A 15,637-nucleotide genomic window follows, 5' to 3' on the forward strand; every position below is an offset into this window, starting at 1 on the left:
TTGAGGGCGACCTCGGTGCCCGGCACCGCGCGCGCGCCTTCCGCAATGGCCTGCGCCATCGTCTCGATGTGACCGTACGACGAGTAATAGACGACCAAGATCCTTGCCATTGCGCATCCCTTTATGCTTGAGGGTCACGCAACGAACGAGCGGCTGGTGCCGTTGTTCCGGCGGGTTTCGGAAACCTCTTTATGCTCACGTTTGAGCTAGGCTTAATCGACGCGCACCCAGCCGTGGCCCCCTAAGCGCTCCTGAGGAGTGAAGCGGGCCTTGTAGCCCATCTTCTTCGAGCCCTCGACCCAATAGCCGAGATAGAGATAGGGCAGGCCCATCATCCGCGCGCGGCGGATGTGATCGAGGATCATGTAGGTGCCGAGGCTTCGGTCTTGATGGTCCGGGTCATAGAAGGAATAGACCATCGACAGGCCGTCGCTCATCACGTCCATCAGGCTGACGGCGATGAGATCGCCTTCGCCCCTGCCGGTGATGCCGCTGTCGATGCCGCGACGGCGATACTCGATGAGCTTCGTGTCCACATGGCTGTCTTCAACCATCATGGAGTAGTCGAGCACGGACATATCCGCCATGCCGCCGTCAGCGTGGCGCGCATCCACGTAGCGGCGAAAGAGCGCGTATTGGTCCGAGGATGGGCGGTTGGGAATTTCGTAGCCGATCAGGTCGGTGTTGTTTTTCAGAACACGCTTCAGATTGCCCGAGGGCTCGAATTCATCGACGAGAACGCGAACGGACACGCAGGCGCGGCACGTATCGCAGGCGGGGCGATAGGCGATCGTCTGCGAGCGGCGGAACCCGCCTTGCGTGAGGATCTCGTTCAACTCGCGACCGCGCCGGCCGACGATATGCGTGAAGACTTTTCGCTCCTCCTTGCCCGGCAGATAGGGGCACGCGGATGGCGAGGTGAGATAGAATTGCGGTGCGTCGCGGGAGTGACTCGTCAAGCCGGAAAGCCTTGTGGAGAAACCTTGAGCGCTGATTCAACGCCCAAAGAATAACATTGGTGCCCGCCTCGTCCAGGAAAAGAGGAGGGATATCGCCGTCTCCTTAGTCGACGCGAATGATCATCATGCCCGTGAGAAGATCGCGGATGAACCGTCCGTCGTTGCGCAGGAAGCCGACGAGCACGTCGCAGAGCCAGAGCAGGAAGGTCGAGATCGCGACGTAGAAGAACAGGGCATGCACGGCAGCCGCGAGCATGGAGACGCCTCGTCCGGTCGCAGGATCGATGACGCGAAGGCCCATGATGCGCATGCCCACCGTCGCCTGATTGGGGCCGCCGATGGTCACCGCGTTGTAGACGATGAAGATGAGGGCGGTGAGGGGCAGGGCGAAGAACAAGCCCCACCCGAGCCCCAGGGTGATGATCCCGAGGAAGAAAATACCGATGGAGATCAGCACCACCCAGAGGGCAATCACGAACAGGTCGATGAGATAGGACCAGAACCGGCGCGCGATGACGCCTTCCGTCAGGCGGGTGTCGACCTGATAGGTGTTGTACTCGATGGTCGGCGGGTAGGGCCGATTGACCATTGTCTTAAGTCCTCAATAGGCGGTCTCCGACAGGCAGCGGGAGTCGATCCGCTGCGGAGCGAGGCCTTCCGCCTTCAAGGCCTCGAATACCTCCAATGTATGCTGTCTGTCGCGAGTTTCGATAGTGATGTCGATCGAAACACCCTTCGCGGGCACATCAAGGAAGAGACGGCCGTGCGAAACCTCGAGGATGTTCGCGCCGAGGCTGCCGAGAAGGCTCGCCACCCGGCCGAGCAGGCCCGGCCTGTCGTGGGAGGTGATGCGGAAGGAGGTGATACGGTCGTCGCGCTCGAGCTCGCGCACCATGACGGATGCGAGGATGCGCGCGTCGATATTGCCGCCGCAGAGCACGAGACCCACCCGCTTGCCCTCGAAGCGCTTCGGCTCGGCGAGCATCGCGGCAAGGCCCGCCGCGCCCGCGCCTTCGGCCATGGTCCGCTGCAAGGTAGCGTAGGCGTTCACCGCACGCTCGATCAGCGGCTCCTCGACAAGGATGATGTCGGAGACGAGCTCGCGCACGATAGGCAGAGGCAGTTGCCCCACAGTTTTCACTGCGATGCCTTCAGCCAGCGTCGCGCCGCCGATAGGGCGGTCTTCGTTCCTGATGGCGTTGGTGAAGGACGGATAGAGCGACGCCTCGACGCCGACGATCTCGATGGAGGGTTTCAAGGCCTTTGCGGCGATGGTGATGCCGGAGATCAGGCCGCCGCCGCCGATCGGCACGATGATCTGGTCGAGATCGGGCGCGTCCGCCAGCATCTCCATGGCGATCGTGCCTTGGCCCGCCATCACCTTTGGATCGTCGTAAGGATGGACGAGGACGAGGCCTTCCGTCTCGATGATTTCGCGGACGCGGTGAGCGGATTCGTAGAGGGTCTCACCGTAAAGAATGACGCGCGCGCCGTAAGAGCGGGTGTTTTCTGCCTTCACCAGGGGGGCGCTTTCCGGCATGACGATGGTGGCCGGGATGCCGAGGCGGCGAGCATGATAGGCCACGGCCTGGGCATGATTGCCTGCCGACATGGCGATGACCCCGCGCTTGCGCTCATCGGGGGCGAGGCTCTCCAGTTTGTTCACGGCGCCGCGCTCCTTGAAGGAGCCGGTGGGCTGCATGTTCTCGTGCTTCACGCAGACATTCGCGCGGGTCATCTGGGACAGGCGCGGAGCGGGCACGAGCGGCGTGCGCAGAACCTGCCCATGGATGGTGCTGGCGGCGCGCTCCACATCCTGCAGGGTGATAGCGTAATCGGCCAAGGTTTCCTCCAATACTTTTCATTATAGCTCTTAAACGGGTCTTGGTGTTGGTTCCTGAAAGCCCAGCAGGCCACCGGGACGGAAAATCAGGAAGACGACGAGCGCGGCATAGAGAGCTATGTCACGCGCTTCGATGGGTAGATAAGCCGACCAGACGGTTTCGAACAATCCTATAATGAAACCTCCTAACAGCGCGCCGGGCACAGAACCGATCCCGCCGATGATCGCGCCGATCAGGGCCTTGAGGCCGTATTGGAAGCCTCCGGCGAAGCCCAAGCCTCCGTATTGCACCACGATCAGCATGCCGGAGAGGCCGGCCATTCCGCCTGCCAGCGCCAGCGTCATGGTGAGAAGGCGAGGGCCGTTGACGCCCATGAGTGCCGCGGCTTTGGCATCGTCCGCATAGGCGCGCCATGACCGCCCGAAGCCTGTTGCCTTCATCAGCCAAAGAAGGGCAAGTGCGGCAGCAAGGCCCAGGCCTGATGTGAGAAGGCTTATCGGCGTGAGGCTGACCAGAAAGTCTTCCGAGCGGGCGACGGGCAGGGCTTCCGACCAGACCGGAGGCAGCCAGACCGTCACGGGGCTCTGCACGAGGCGCAGGTATTCCATCAGCGCGAGCGACAGGCCGACGGTGGCGATGAGGCTCGGCTGGGTGCCGGCAGTGGTGATGCGGCCGATCGTGAAATATCCGCCGACGGCACCGTGCATGGCACCTGCAAACAACGCGCCAACGAAGCCAATTGCGATGCCAAGAGGCGGGGAGTTCAACCCGGACACCAGGACCAGTGAGGCTCCTGCGACCGTTGCCGCCGAACCGACAGCGGCCAGCTCGCCGAAGGCCAAGTTGACCCGCCCGCTCAAGCCGAAGACGAGGGCAAAGGCGACCGAGAGCAGCGCATAGATGGCGGTGCGTGGCAGGCTGACCAGGATCTGCTGCGCCCAGTAGGCAAGGCCGGGGGGAAGCTCGATCACATCCGCCGCAGGCGGACTCCCCGGATCGGCCGCAACACCTTCCGGTGTATTGAGATAGTACTGCTTCAGGAGATAGAGGCTCGCGCCCGAGATCGGTCCTTCCTCCGTGGCAAGGCCGGTCAGTTCCGCTTTGTTGAGCGAAAGTCCCTCGGCGGCGAAGGTGCAGACTGCAAAGCGGTCGAGCGGCGGGCGATCTGGATATTGGGCCGTATAAAGGACCCTCAGGCTTCGCGGGGTGAGGCCCTCTTGAACGCGGTGCACGATGATCACCGCACCGGGATTGAGCGCAGGCAAGGCGGACCGGCACACGCGCGCCTGATCTGCATCGATGGACAAGCCACAGGCCGAAAGGAGGCTCAGGCCCACAAGACAGGCAATCAGTCGCGATGCCTTCAGAAAGCCTGCCCCCTTCATGCAGCGGCCTTGCCGGCGATCAGGCTTGAGCCTTCAGCTTCTCCGCCACCCGCGGCGCGAAATAGGTGAGGATGCCGTCGGCGCCAGCGCGCTTGAAGGCGAGCAGGCTTTCCATCATGGCGCGGTCGCCGTCGATCCAGCCGTTCTGGGCAGCCGCCTGGATCATCGCGTATTCGCCGGAGACCTGATAGGCGAAGGTCGGGACCGCGAAGGTCTCCTTCACCCGATGCACGATGTCGAGATAGGGCATGCCCGGTTTGACCATGATCATGTCCGCCCCTTCCTCGAGATCAAGGGCAACTTCGCGCAGGGCCTCGTCCGTATTGGCCGGGTCCATCTGATAGGTGCGCTTGTCGCCGACGAGCGTGGCGTTGGTGCCGATGGCATCGCGGAACGGGCCATAGAAGGCCGAAGCGTATTTCGCCGCATAGGACATGATCTGCACGTCCTGGAAGCCGGCCTCGTCGAGCGCAGCGCGGATCGCGCCCACACGCCCGTCCATCATGTCGGAGGGGGCGATGATGTCGGAACCGGCTTCCGCCTGAAGAACAGCCTGCTTGGCAAGAAGCGCCACCGTTTCGTCGTTGAGGATCTTCTCACCCTCCAGAAGGCCGTCATGGCCGTGGCTGGTATACGGATCGAGAGCGATGTCCGTGATCACGCCGATCTCGGGCGCGACGCGCTTGATCTCGCGCACGGCGCGGTTGACGAGGTTTCGAGGGTTGAGGGACTCGGAGCCCGTATGGTCGCGAAGAGCGGGGTCGGTATAGGGAAAGAGTGCGATGGCGGGGATGTTGAGGCTGGCTGCCCGCTCGGCTTCCTTCGCTACCTCGGCGATGGTCAGGCGTTCCACGCCCGGCATGGAGGCGACCGGCTGACGGCCGCTCGCGCCCTCGACCACGAAGACGGGCCAGATCAGGTCGTTTGTCGTCAGCACGTTTTCGCGCACCAGCCGCCTCGACCACTCCGCCTTGCGATTGCGTCGCGGGCGGTGGCTCAGGTTCAGGCGAGAAGCGGCTTCCTGAGCGGAGGTGCGGGGGAACGGCGACAGTTTCGACATGATCCTCATCCGGCGTCGGCTTCGCTGCGCCGACGAACGCGAAAAGAGGGGTAGCACATTTAAAACGCTCTAAAAAAGGGTTCGGCGTCGCTTTAGCGCATCGTAGGGGAAAGTGGACCCGGTTTTCCGCTTTCAACGATGCGCTGCTTAAAAGATGAGCATCGGACTAATCCCAAAAGTGGAAGCCACTTTTGGGTTCGAGGCTCTAGGAACAATACGGAGGGAAAACCGGCTCAGGGCAGCCATGCATTGACGGTAACCTTGAGCCCTGTTTAATCCACAGGCAGGCTTTAGAGAGACAGGCGAGGGGGAGCGCACCATGGACGAGACCGCAGAAGTCATTTGCGAAAAGCAAGGCCAGGCTGGTGTCATCACCCTCAATCGTCCGCGCGCACTCAATGCCCTGACCCTCACCATGGTCCGCGAGATGCACCAGGCTCTGGATGCCTGGGCCGCGGATCCGCAAGTCACGCGTGTGATCGTGCAGGGCGCAGGCGAGAAGGCTTTCTGCGCCGGTGGCGATATTCGCCGCCTGACCGATCTCCTGCAGGCTGGCGAGCGGGACGAGGCGCTCGCATTCTGGCGCGAGGAATACCAGCTCAACATTCTCATCAAGCGCTTCCCGAAGCCGTACATCTCTCTCATCGACGGCATCGTGATGGGCGGTGGCGTCGGCGTGTCCCTGCATGGTTCACACCGGGTCGCGGGCGAGCGCTATCTCTTCGCGATGCCTGAGGTCGGCATCGGCTTCTTCCCCGATGTGGGCGCGACATACGCCCTGCCGCGCCTTCCAGGCCAGATGGGCATGTATCTCGCGCTCACCGGCGAGCGCGTGAGGCGGGCCGATGCCGTGATGTTGGGCCTGGCTACCCATTCGGTCGATAGCGGAGCTATCGCGGCTTTGCGCAAGGCGCTGATCGCCGGCGAGCCGGTCGATGAGGCACTGGCGAAAGCCTCAACCGATCCGGGGGCTGCACCTTTGAGCGCCGAACGGGCCATTATAGATTCCTGCTTCTCCGCCGAAAGCGTGGCCGCCGTGCTTCAGCGTCTCGACGAAGCGGCGAGCAAGGGCTCCGAATTCGCCGCCAAGACAGCGGCGGGCATGCGCACGAAGTCGCCGACGAGCATGTGCATTGCCTTTGAGCAGGTGCGCCGGGGCGCGTCACTCGATTTCGAGGAGGCCATGAGGACGGAGTTCCGCGTCGTCTCCCGCATCGGCGACGGTAAGGACTTCTTCGAGGGCGTTCGGGCGGTTCTGATCGACAAGGACAATCAGCCTCGCTGGGACCCGGCCTCTCTCGATGCCGTGAAGCGGGAGATCATCGACCACCATTTCGCGAACCTCGGTCCGCACGAGCTGGAGACCGCTTGATGCCCCGCAACGGCAACCATGGCGCACCGCACGATGCAGCCCGGGATTATCTCTCCGACAGGATCGAGGAGCGCCCCGCTGCTCCGGCCGCCATGCGCTGGAGCTTCATCCTCACCTGGTTCATGCGGGTGCTTGCGATCCTCTGGATCATGAAGGGGTTGAGTTCCTGGGCGGTGATCCTCGGCATCTGGACGCCGGTCGGCCAGTTTGAGGCCCGCTCCATGGGCTATCAGACCACCATCATCTATTTCGCCCTGATCGACCTCATCGCTGCTGTGGGCTTATGGATGGCGAGCACCTGGGGTGGAATCATGTGGCTGCTGGCCGTCATGAGCCACCTGATTCTCGCGGCCTTCTTTCCCACCATTGTCGCGAGCGGCCTTCTGACGATTCTGTTCTTCCTGACCCTGATCGCCGTCTATGTCGCGGTGTCCTGGCTGGCGGCTCAGGAAGAGTAGAAAATCTTTTTGTAAATAAGGCTTTACTAGGCGGGGCGGAGATTCTTGTTGAGGCGCGCGCAGCTCTGCCGTGCATTTGCGGCCAAGCTCCTCACACAGAAGTGTATCCTCAAGAACACAGTTCAGAGTTACATCGTTGTCCAGCCCAGTTTCGGGGGCTGAAGATGCAATCAAGGAACATTTTGCCACAAAACGGCCCCGATGTTCTTGGTTTTCGATACCGTTCGTTAATCCAATCCCGGCAGTTTCCGAAGCCGACCCACAACTAACTGAGAAGAGCCTGCGCTCATGTTGTCCCGCCGTGCCCTCCTGACCGGATCGCTTGCCCTCATCTTGACACCCGCCACCGTGGCCATGGCTCAGACCCAGGCCGAGTGGTCGCAGAATTACGAGGCTGTCTCCCGCACCCGGGTGCAGCGGACCTCGACTCCGATGCTTTCGGCCGAATCCCTGGCGGCCACCGAGCAGATGATCGAGTACTACCGCAACATCGCCGCCCGCGGCGGATGGCAGCCGGTTCAGGGCGTGCAGGGCCTGCGCGTCGGCTCCAAGAGCCCTGCCGTCATCGCTTTGCGTCAGCGCCTCATCATCACGGGTGACCTCGACCCGGCTGCAGGCGAGTCGCCGATTTTCGACTCGTATGTCGAGGCCGGCGTGCGCCGCTTCCAGGCCCGCCATGGCATCAGCTCCACCGGCACAATGACGGCCACTACCGTAACCGCCATGAACGTGCCGGTCGACATTCGCATCCGTCAGCTCGAGATCAACGTGGCGCGCCTGCGCAGCCTCGTGGCCGGCGGCCTGTCGAACCGTTATGTGGTGGCCAATATCCCTGCCGCCCTCGTCGAGACCGTGGAAGGCGGCATGGTTCATACCCGCCACGCTGCTGGTGTCGGCAAGATCGACCGTCAATCGCCGCTCCTGAACTCCAAGGTGGTCGAGGTCAACTTCAACCCGTTCTGGACCGTGCCCGCTTCGATCATCAAGAAGGACCTGATTCCGAAGATGCAGAAGGAGCCGAACTACCTGACGGACAACAAGATCCGCATCTTCAACGGCAATCAGGAACTCTCGCCGTCTCAGGTGAACTGGTTCTCGGACGAGGCCACCCGCTACCGCTTCCGCCAAGATCCGGGTGGCGAACTGAACTCGATGGGCTTCGTGCGCATCAACATCCCCAATAAGGATGGTGTCTACATGCACGACACGCCCTCCAAGGGCATCTTCGGCGACGATTTCCGCTTCGTCTCCTCGGGCTGCATCCGCGTGCAGAACGTGCGCGACTATATCGAGTGGCTCCTGAAGGACACGCCCGGCTGGAGCCGCGAGCAGATCGACGCCACCTTCAAGTCCGGCGAACGCATCGACGCACGCCTGTCGCAGCCGGTTCCGATCCACTGGATCTACATGACCGCCTGGGCCACCCCGGACGGCCTCGTGCAGTTCCGCGACGACATCTATAACAAGGACGGTCTCGGCGCCTCCATCCCGGTGGCAAGCCGCACCCCGACCGAGCCGGACGAGGAAATGTTCCTCCAGAACTAAGGTTCTCCGTCCAAGCCACGGCAGCCCGCCTCCAAAGGCGGGCTGTTGCTTTTCAAAAGCCTGATCAACATGTCTCCAGAGCGGGTTGGCGTGCTTGGGCAGGCCATGATAAAGGCCAGGGCCATCGGGAACTGAGCGCCAGTCAGGCGGGGCTCACAGCAAGGCGAGAATGACCATGAGCGCGAGCGAAGCAGCAACAAATCACCTCTCCAACAGCTTTTTCTCGGCCAGTCTCGCCGACAGCGACCCTGAGATCGCCCGCGCCATCGGGCTCGAGCTCGGCCGCCAGCGCGATGAGATCGAGCTTATCGCTTCGGAGAACATCGTTTCCCGCGCGGTCCTGGAGGCTCAGGGCTCGGTGATGACGAACAAGTACGCGGAAGGCTATCCGGGCCGCCGCTACTATGGGGGTTGCCAATTCGTCGATATGGCCGAGGAACTCGCCATTGACCGCGCCAAGCGCCTCTTCGACTGCAAATTCGCGAACGTGCAGCCCAATTCCGGCTCCCAGGCCAACCAGGCCGTGTTCATGGCGCTCATGAAGCCGGGCGACACCTTCATGGGCCTCGACCTCGCCTGCGGCGGCCATCTGACCCACGGTTCGCCGGTCAACATGTCCGGCAAGTGGTTCAACGTGGTGAGCTACAAGGTTCGCGAGAGCGACCAGATCATCGACATGGACGAGGTCGCCCGCCTGGCTCGTGAGCACAAGCCCAAGGTGATCGTGGCCGGCGGCTCGGCCTATTCCCGCTTTTGGGACTTCGCCCGCTTCCGCGAGATCGCGGATGAGGTCGGTGCTTTCTTCATGGTCGACATCGCGCATTTTGCGGGCCTTGTGGCCGGTGGCGCACATCCATCTCCGTTCCCCCACGCTCACGTGGTCACCACCACCACCCACAAGACCCTGCGCGGTCCGCGCGGCGGCATGATCCTCACGAATGACGAGGATCTCGCCAAGAAGATCAATTCCGCGATCTTCCCCGGTCTCCAGGGCGGCCCGCTCATGCACGTGATTGCCGCGAAGGCTGTGGCCTTCGGCGAGGCGCTGCGTCCCGAGTTCAAGCTCTACGCCCGTTCCGTCGTCGAGAACGCGAAGGTTCTGGCCGACACGATGCTCGAAAACGGCTATGCCATTGTCGCCGGCGGCACGGATAACCACCTGATGCTCGTGGACCTGCGTCCGAAGAAGCTCACCGGCAAGGCTGCCGAGGCTGCTCTGGGCCGTGCCCACATCACCTGCAACAAGAACGGCGTGCCCTTCGATCCCGAGAAGCCGATGGTCACCTCCGGCATCCGCCTCGGCACTCCCGCCGCCACCTCGCGCGGCTTCGGCGTGGCCGAGTTCCGGAAGGTCGGCGAGCTGATTGTCGAGACGCTCGACGGTCTCGCCAAGCACGGTGAAGAAGGTAATGCCGCGGTCGAGGAATCGGTGAAGGCCCGCGTTCACGAGCTGACCCGCCGCTTCCCGATCTACGCTTAACATTCGGACTGATCGATGCGTTGTCCTTATTGCGGGAGTCTCGACACTCAGGTGAAGGACTCCCGGCCGACGGACGATTCTTCCTCCATCCGCCGCCGCCGGATCTGTCCGGATTGCGGCGGCAGATTCACGACTTTCGAGCGCGTGCAGCTTCGCGAGCTGACGGTGGTGAAGCGTTCGGGCCGTCGCGTGCCGTTCGACCGCGACAAGCTCCAGCAATCGGTGGAAGTGGCCCTGCGCAAGCGTTCGGTCGATCCTGAGCGCGTGGAGCGCATGATCAACGGCATCGTGCGGCAGCTCGAGAGCATGGGTGACGGCGAGGTGCCGAGTGAAACCGTGGGCGAGCTCGTCATGGAGGGCCTGAAAGGTCTCGACGACGTGGCCTATGTGCGCTTCGCCTCCGTCTACAAGAACTTTCGCGAGGCCAAAGACTTCGAGGAAATCCTTGGTAAGCTGGCGGAAGAGCCGGAATCGGAGGAAACTCCGCGCCTGAAGAAGAAGCCTGCGCAGTCCGAGCAATGAACGCCGACCGATCTCAGCGGGACGAGCGCTTCATGCGCCTCGCCATTGCCCTCGGTGAGCGCAATCTCGGCTTGACCTGGCCCAATCCCTCCGTTGGTTCCGTCGTGGTGGACGAGAGCGGCGATGCTCCCGTCATTGTCGCGCAAGGTGCCACCCAAAAGGGCGGCCGCCCGCATGCGGAGCGCGTGGCTCTTGTCGCCGCTGGGGAGCGCGCGAAAGGCGCGACGCTCTACGTCTCGCTGGAGCCATGCTCCCACCATGGCAAGACACCTCCCTGTGCCGATGCAGCGGTCGAGGCAGGCATCGCGCGTGTCGTTTCTGCCATCGAAGATCCCGATATACGTGTCGCCGGTCTCGGCCATGCTCGCCTTCGTGCGGCCGGGATCGAAGTCGTCACGGGCTGCCTGGAGCCTCTGGCCCGTCGCGCCCATCGCGGGCACATCACGCGCGTCACCAAAGGCCGTCCCGCCATCACCGTCAAACTCGCCCGCACGACGGAGGGTCTTGCTGGTTCCCGCCACGGACCACGCCTGATGATCACGGGTGAGATCGCGAATGCGAAAGTTCACCTGATGCGCGCCCATGCGGATGCTATAATGGTCGGTGTTGGCACGATTCTGGCGGATGATCCGCTCCTCAATGTGCGCCTGCCGGGTCTTGAAAGCTGCTCACCCATTCGCATCGTCGTCGACTCGCATCTGCGCACGCCGCTCGCCTCGCGCCTCGTGACAGGCGCGCGTGCAATCCCGACGTGGATCGTCACGACTGTCGAGGCGCCCATTGTGGCCGAGCATGCGCTCGTGGCGCAGGGCGTCGAGGTTCTGCGCGTCTCGGCGGACCAGGCTGGGCATGTGTCCTTGCCCGAGGCCCTTCAGCTGCTCGGTACGCGTGGCCTGACCCGTGTATTCTGCGAGGGCGGGCCAGGGCTGGCTGACGCGCTCGCTCAGGCCGATCTCATCGACGAGCTGATCCTCATCACCGGCCGCTCCGCGCGCGGTCAGGGCGATGTACCGGCTCTCGGGCTTGCGCTGCAGGACCGCATGGACGCACTGGATCTTTACGCCGACGAGCAGGTCGGTCCCGATCTTTTCATGTTTTGGGAGAAGCCCTGATGTTTACGGGTATCGTCACCGATGTCGGCGAGGTCGTGTCCGCCGAGGGATCGCAGGACACCCTGAAGCGCCTGCGCATCCACTCGTCCTACGATCCCGCGACGATCGCGCTCGGCGCGTCCATCGCCTGCGGCGGACCGTGCCTCACGGTCGTTGCCGTTGGTTCTCGTGACGGCGGTTGCTGGTTCGATGTGGATGCCGCCGCCGAAACGCTCGAGCGCACCACGGTCGGCGGGTGGGAGCCCGGCACGAAGATAAACCTGGAGCGCTCGCTCAAGATCGGCGACGAGCTCGGCGGCCATATCGTCACTGGGCACGTGGATGGCTTGGCCACCATCGTGAAGGTGGAGGCGATCACGGCAGGCGACGATCCTTGGGGGCCGACCGCCCGTTTCACCATCAAGGCTCCTTCCAATCTGGCGCCTTTCATTGCCGAGAAGGGCTCCGTCTGCCTTGACGGCACGTCGCTGACCGTGAACTCCGTCGATGGCGATCTCTTCTCCGTGCTCATCATCCCCCATACGCTCGCCGTGACCACATGGGGCGAGCGCAAGGAGGGGGACAAGCTGAATATCGAGGTCGATCTCATGGCCCGCTACGCCGCACGCCTTGCGGATGCCCGCCAGGCGGGGTAGGGAACGCCCAACTCACTCCTTTCCAACCATCTCCGGCGCCACCTTATCGGCGCCGAACCTCTCCTTTGAGGAGAGGCTGAAGGACTGCCTCATGGTCTCGGATTCCGCAAAGCCGCAACGCTCCCGCCCGCCGGTTCCCGGCGCACGCATCCTCATCGTCGAGGCGCGGTTCTATGAAGATATCGCCGACGAACTGCTGCGGGGCGCACAAGCCGCTGTCGAAGCCGCGCAGGCCACCATGGAGGTGCTGACCCTCGACGGCGCCCTCGAAATCCCGGCAACCGTCGCCATCGCCCTCGATGCCGCCGATAAAGCCGGCAAGCCCTATGACGCCGTCGTGGCGCTGGGCTGCGTGATCCGTGGCGAGACGGGGCATTACGACATCGTGGCCGGTGAGAGCGCCCGCGCCCTCATGGATCTGTCGATCGGCCGCAAGATCCCGCTCGCCAACGGCATCCTGACCGTGGAGAATGAGCAGCAGGCCTGGACCCGGGCGAGCGTGAATGAATTGAATAAGGGCGGGGGTGCGGTGGAAGCGGCGCTCGCCGTTCTGCGCATCAAGAAGAAGCTGGAGGCCTGATCATCATGGCAAAGCCTGCAGAGCGTTCCGCCGCTCGTCTTGCTGCCGTCCAGGCCCTCTACCAGATGGATCTCTCCGGCAAGACCGTCGTCGATGCGTTGGCCGAGTTCGAGGCCTTCTGGATCGGCCGCGAGGTCGAGGGCATCGAGTTCAAGCCGTCCGACATCGAGTTCTTCCGCAATGTGATCTCCGGCGTGGTACAGAATCAGCGCGCCATCGACGTGAAGATCGACAAGGCCCTGGCCGAGGGCTGGCCCCTGCGCCGCGTCGAGGCCGTGCTGCGCGCCATCCTGCGCGCCGGCGGCTATGAGCTCATGTTCCGCAAGGATGTGCCCGCCCGCGTCGTCATCACCGAATATGTGGACGTGACCCATGGCTTCTACGGCGAGGACGAGCCGGGTCTCGTGAACGCCGTTCTCGATACGCTCGCCCGCGACGTTCGCCCGGGCGAGCTGGAGAAGAAGGCGGCTGGGCAGACGAAGCGCTGAGGCCTCGGACAAGCGGGATCGTCGGGCTATGGCTTCTCATGAACGCCCCAACGAGGATGGCCTGATCGCCCGCTTCTTCGCGCCTCTGGCGGGCGAGGGCGCTCTTGGCCTGCAGGATGACGCCGCCTGCCTGTCTCCCAAGCCGGGGCACGATCTTGTGCTCACGACGGATGCGCTGGTCGAGACGGTTCATTTCCTGCCCGAGGATTCGCCGGCTTCCATCGCCCGGAAGGCGCTGGGCGTGAACGTCTCGGATCTTGCGGCCAAAGGCGCGGATCCTGCGGGCTTTCTTTTAAGCATCGCGCTTCCTGAGAACTGGACCGAGGAGTGGCTGGCCGCGTTCTCTGCTGGTCTCGGAGAGGCAGCGCGCGATTTTGCCTGTCCGCTTCTTGGCGGTGATACCGTGAAGGCGAGGGGGGCTCTCACGCTGTCCGTGACCGCCATGGGCGAAGTGCCGACGGGGCGCATGGTCCGGCGCACTGCGGCACAAGTCGGAGACATCATCTGCATCACCGGCACCATCGGCGATGCAGCCCTCGGTTTGAGACTTCGGAAGGCCCCCGCCTGGGCCGCGAGTCTGTCGGCGGAGGAAAAGGCGCATCTCGCCGACCGCTATCTCCATCCCCAACCTCGTCATCATCTTGCTTGCGCGTTGAGAACCCATGCTCATGCGGCCATGGACGTCTCTGATGGGCTTGCGGGTGATCTCGCCAAGATGATGCGGGTGAGCGGAGTGTCGGCTGTCGTGGAGGCCGACAAGGTGCCGTTCTCTCCAGGGGGGCGGAGGGCCATCAAGGTCGATCCGAGCCTCTACGATCTGGCCGTCACGGGGGGCGACGATTACGAGATTCTCTGCACGGTTCCGGAAAAGAACCTCGACAGCTTCATGAAAGAGGCCGATAGCGTGGGCGTAATGTTGTCCGCCATAGGCCGAGTCGTTCAAGGGCATGAGACCCCGGTCTTTCGGATGCACGGTTCCGAAAGACGCTACGATGCAGGTTCATTCTCACACTTCTGATATCCTCGCCAAGCGCAACGCGCTCGTGCTCGCCTGCGCCCAAGCGTTCGGCGGATCGAGCCCTGCTATCGTGGTGTCGCTTGGCGGCCTCGTGGGACAGAACCTTGCCGAGAACAAGGAACTCGCCACTCTTCCTGTCAGCCTTCTCAATCTCGGACTGGCGCTCGGCACCATTCCTGCCGCCGTGCTGATGCGGCGGGCGGGGCGGCGCACCGGCTATATCGTGGGCGCCGGGATCGGTCTGCTCGGTGGATGCCTTGCAGCATTGGGCATCGCCTCTTTCAGCTTCGTGCTCTTCTGCCTCGGCACCACGATCATCGGCATGTACGGCTCGTTCAACCAGAGCTACCGCTTCGCCGCGACCGATGCGGCCTCCGATTCCTTCAAGCCCCGGGCGATCGCCTGGGTCATGACCGGCGGTCTCGTGGCGGGTGTCCTCGGCCCTCAGACGGTGATCTGGCTCAGGGATGCGGTTCAGACTGCGCCGTTCTCCGGTGCCTTCCTGGGGCAGGCGGCCCTGGCCCTGCTGTCGATGGTGGTCGTCTCGTTCCTGAGGCCCGTGCCGGTGAGCATCGCGCCGAAGGCCGGAGGCGGCAGGCCGCTGATTGAAATCGTCCGGCAGCCCCGCTTCATTGTCGCGGTAGTGGCTGGCCTCGTCTCCTATGCCCTCATGAGCTTCCTCATGACGGCTGCGCCCATGGCCATGGTCGGCTGCGGCCTGCCGATCGAGGCGGCAGCGCTCGGTATCCAGTGGCATATCCTGGCTATGTTCGGCCCCAGCTTCTTTACGGGCCGCCTGATCACGCGGTTCGGTAAGGAGCGGGTGACGGCTGCGGGTTTGATCCTGATCGCGCTCTCGTCGGCGATCGGTTTGTCCGGCATTGAAATCGCCCATTTCTGGGCGACCCTCATCCTCCTCGGCATCGGCTGGAACTTCGGCTTCATCGGCGCGACCGCCATGGTCACCGATTGCTACCGCCCCGAGGAGTGCACGAAGGTTCAGGCGGCCAACGACTTCCTGGTCTTCGGCTCGGTCGCCGCTGCATCCTTCTCTTCCGGCAAGCTCCTCAATGCGGGCGGTTGGGACAGTGTGAACTGGATGGTCTTCCCGCCGGTCGTCGTCGCTCTACTTCTGCTAGCCTGGCAGCATAAGGCACGAGCAACAATACCCGCTTAAAG

Annotated in this window: 17 protein-coding genes; 11 read left to right on the plus strand and 6 right to left on the minus strand. The window is 63.3% G+C overall.

Going from position 1 to position 15,637, the window contains the following annotated elements; translation table 11 throughout:
* From DC522_RS35985 to hemB, 6 genes are all read right to left on the minus strand, one after another.
* A partial coding sequence (locus tag DC522_RS35985; protein WP_371679798.1) for a flavodoxin domain-containing protein occupies positions 1-110 on the minus strand: 110 nt, incomplete at its 3' end.
* A 102-nt stretch (positions 111-212) separates the two neighbouring features.
* The gene (locus tag DC522_RS16610) at positions 213-959 is read right to left on the minus strand and encodes an arginyltransferase (protein WP_116529790.1); all 747 of its coding nucleotides are present in this window, start codon (positions 957-959) and stop codon (positions 213-215) included.
* Between the two features lie 103 nt (positions 960-1,062).
* Complete coding sequence (locus tag DC522_RS16615; protein WP_116529791.1) at positions 1,063-1,548, minus strand: RDD family protein; 486 nt, start codon at positions 1,546-1,548, stop codon at positions 1,063-1,065.
* A gap of 12 nt (positions 1,549-1,560) precedes the next feature.
* Positions 1,561-2,802, minus strand: coding sequence for a threonine ammonia-lyase (locus DC522_RS16620; protein WP_116529847.1), 1,242 nt, complete (start codon positions 2,800-2,802; stop codon positions 1,561-1,563).
* Between the two features lie 30 nt (positions 2,803-2,832).
* Positions 2,833-4,188, minus strand: coding sequence for a branched-chain amino acid ABC transporter permease (locus DC522_RS16625; RefSeq protein WP_116529792.1), 1,356 nt, complete (start codon positions 4,186-4,188; stop codon positions 2,833-2,835).
* Positions 4,189-4,207: 19 nt separating this feature from the next.
* Positions 4,208-5,248 (minus strand): porphobilinogen synthase, encoded by a 1,041-nt coding sequence (gene hemB, locus DC522_RS16630; RefSeq protein WP_116529793.1) that lies wholly within the window; start codon positions 5,246-5,248, stop codon positions 4,208-4,210.
* Positions 5,249-5,567: 319 nt separating this feature from the next.
* Between hemB and DC522_RS16635 the strand changes: the two genes are divergently transcribed.
* The 11 genes from DC522_RS16635 to DC522_RS16685 all read left to right on the plus strand — a co-directional run bounded on the left by DC522_RS16635 (position 5,568) and on the right by DC522_RS16685 (position 15,635).
* Positions 5,568-6,620: an enoyl-CoA hydratase/isomerase family protein gene (locus DC522_RS16635; RefSeq protein WP_116529794.1), complete on the plus strand. Its 1,053-nt coding sequence runs from the start codon at positions 5,568-5,570 to the stop codon at positions 6,618-6,620.
* A complete protein-coding gene (locus DC522_RS16640; RefSeq protein ID WP_116529795.1) occupies positions 6,620-7,078 on the plus strand; it encodes a DUF6163 family protein in 459 nt (152 codons plus the stop codon). The genes DC522_RS16635 and DC522_RS16640 overlap by 1 nt, the downstream gene beginning before the upstream one ends.
* 288 nt (positions 7,079-7,366) lie before the next feature.
* The gene (locus DC522_RS16645) at positions 7,367-8,623 is read left to right on the plus strand and encodes a murein L,D-transpeptidase (RefSeq protein WP_116529796.1); all 1,257 of its coding nucleotides are present in this window, start codon (positions 7,367-7,369) and stop codon (positions 8,621-8,623) included.
* A gap of 175 nt (positions 8,624-8,798) precedes the next feature.
* Positions 8,799-10,103: a serine hydroxymethyltransferase gene (gene glyA / locus DC522_RS16650; protein ID WP_116529848.1), complete on the plus strand. Its 1,305-nt coding sequence runs from the start codon at positions 8,799-8,801 to the stop codon at positions 10,101-10,103.
* Positions 10,104-10,118: 15 nt separating this feature from the next.
* Positions 10,119-10,625: a transcriptional regulator NrdR gene (gene nrdR / locus DC522_RS16655; RefSeq protein ID WP_116529797.1), complete on the plus strand. Its 507-nt coding sequence runs from the start codon at positions 10,119-10,121 to the stop codon at positions 10,623-10,625.
* On the plus strand, positions 10,622-11,737 hold the full coding sequence (ribD, locus tag DC522_RS16660; RefSeq protein ID WP_245444241.1) for a bifunctional diaminohydroxyphosphoribosylaminopyrimidine deaminase/5-amino-6-(5-phosphoribosylamino)uracil reductase RibD: 1,116 nt from the start codon (positions 10,622-10,624) through the stop codon (positions 11,735-11,737). The genes nrdR and ribD overlap by 4 nt, the downstream gene beginning before the upstream one ends.
* Positions 11,737-12,372, plus strand: a complete 636-nt coding sequence (locus DC522_RS16665) for a riboflavin synthase (protein ID WP_116529798.1) — start codon at positions 11,737-11,739, stop codon at positions 12,370-12,372. Before ribD ends, DC522_RS16665 begins: the two co-directional genes overlap by 1 nt.
* A 91-nt stretch (positions 12,373-12,463) precedes the next feature.
* Entirely contained in the window at positions 12,464-12,952 is a 489-nt protein-coding gene (gene ribH / locus DC522_RS16670; protein WP_116529799.1) for a 6,7-dimethyl-8-ribityllumazine synthase, read from the plus strand.
* Positions 12,953-12,957: 5 nt separating this feature from the next.
* Positions 12,958-13,440: a transcription antitermination factor NusB gene (gene nusB / locus DC522_RS16675; RefSeq protein WP_116529800.1), complete on the plus strand. Its 483-nt coding sequence runs from the start codon at positions 12,958-12,960 to the stop codon at positions 13,438-13,440.
* Positions 13,441-13,468: 28 nt separating this feature from the next.
* Complete coding sequence (gene thiL, locus DC522_RS16680) at positions 13,469-14,458, plus strand: thiamine-phosphate kinase (RefSeq protein WP_116529801.1); 990 nt, start codon at positions 13,469-13,471, stop codon at positions 14,456-14,458.
* Entirely contained in the window at positions 14,433-15,635 is a 1,203-nt protein-coding gene (locus DC522_RS16685) for an MFS transporter (protein ID WP_116529802.1), read from the plus strand. Before thiL ends, DC522_RS16685 begins: the two co-directional genes overlap by 26 nt.
* The last annotated feature ends 2 nt before the right edge of the window (positions 15,636-15,637 follow it).

This window comes from Microvirga sp. KLBC 81 (assembly GCF_003075415.1).
Classification (GTDB): Bacteria; Pseudomonadota; Alphaproteobacteria; order Rhizobiales; family Beijerinckiaceae; genus Microvirga.

Coding starts and splice junctions, on each gene's coding strand:
- DC522_RS16645 (WP_116529796.1), top strand. CDS start 7,367: ATGTTGTCCCGCCGTGCCCTCCTGACCGGATCGCTTGCCCTCATCTTG.
- ribH (WP_116529799.1), top strand. CDS start 12,464: ATGGTCTCGGATTCCGCAAAGCCGCAACGCTCCCGCCCGCCGGTTCCC.
- hemB (WP_116529793.1), bottom strand. CDS start 5,248: ATGTCGAAACTGTCGCCGTTCCCCCGCACCTCCGCTCAGGAAGCCGCT.
- nrdR (WP_116529797.1), top strand. CDS start 10,119: ATGCGTTGTCCTTATTGCGGGAGTCTCGACACTCAGGTGAAGGACTCC.
- DC522_RS16615 (WP_116529791.1), bottom strand. CDS start 1,548: ATGGTCAATCGGCCCTACCCGCCGACCATCGAGTACAACACCTATCAG.
- glyA (WP_116529848.1), top strand. CDS start 8,799: ATGAGCGCGAGCGAAGCAGCAACAAATCACCTCTCCAACAGCTTTTTC.
- DC522_RS16685 (WP_116529802.1), top strand. CDS start 14,433: ATGCAGGTTCATTCTCACACTTCTGATATCCTCGCCAAGCGCAACGCG.
- nusB (WP_116529800.1), top strand. CDS start 12,958: ATGGCAAAGCCTGCAGAGCGTTCCGCCGCTCGTCTTGCTGCCGTCCAG.
- DC522_RS16635 (WP_116529794.1), top strand. CDS start 5,568: ATGGACGAGACCGCAGAAGTCATTTGCGAAAAGCAAGGCCAGGCTGGT.
- DC522_RS16665 (WP_116529798.1), top strand. CDS start 11,737: ATGTTTACGGGTATCGTCACCGATGTCGGCGAGGTCGTGTCCGCCGAG.
- DC522_RS16625 (WP_116529792.1), bottom strand. CDS start 4,188: ATGAAGGGGGCAGGCTTTCTGAAGGCATCGCGACTGATTGCCTGTCTT.
- thiL (WP_116529801.1), top strand. CDS start 13,469: ATGGCTTCTCATGAACGCCCCAACGAGGATGGCCTGATCGCCCGCTTC.
- DC522_RS16640 (WP_116529795.1), top strand. CDS start 6,620: ATGCCCCGCAACGGCAACCATGGCGCACCGCACGATGCAGCCCGGGAT.
- ribD (WP_245444241.1), top strand. CDS start 10,622: ATGAACGCCGACCGATCTCAGCGGGACGAGCGCTTCATGCGCCTCGCC.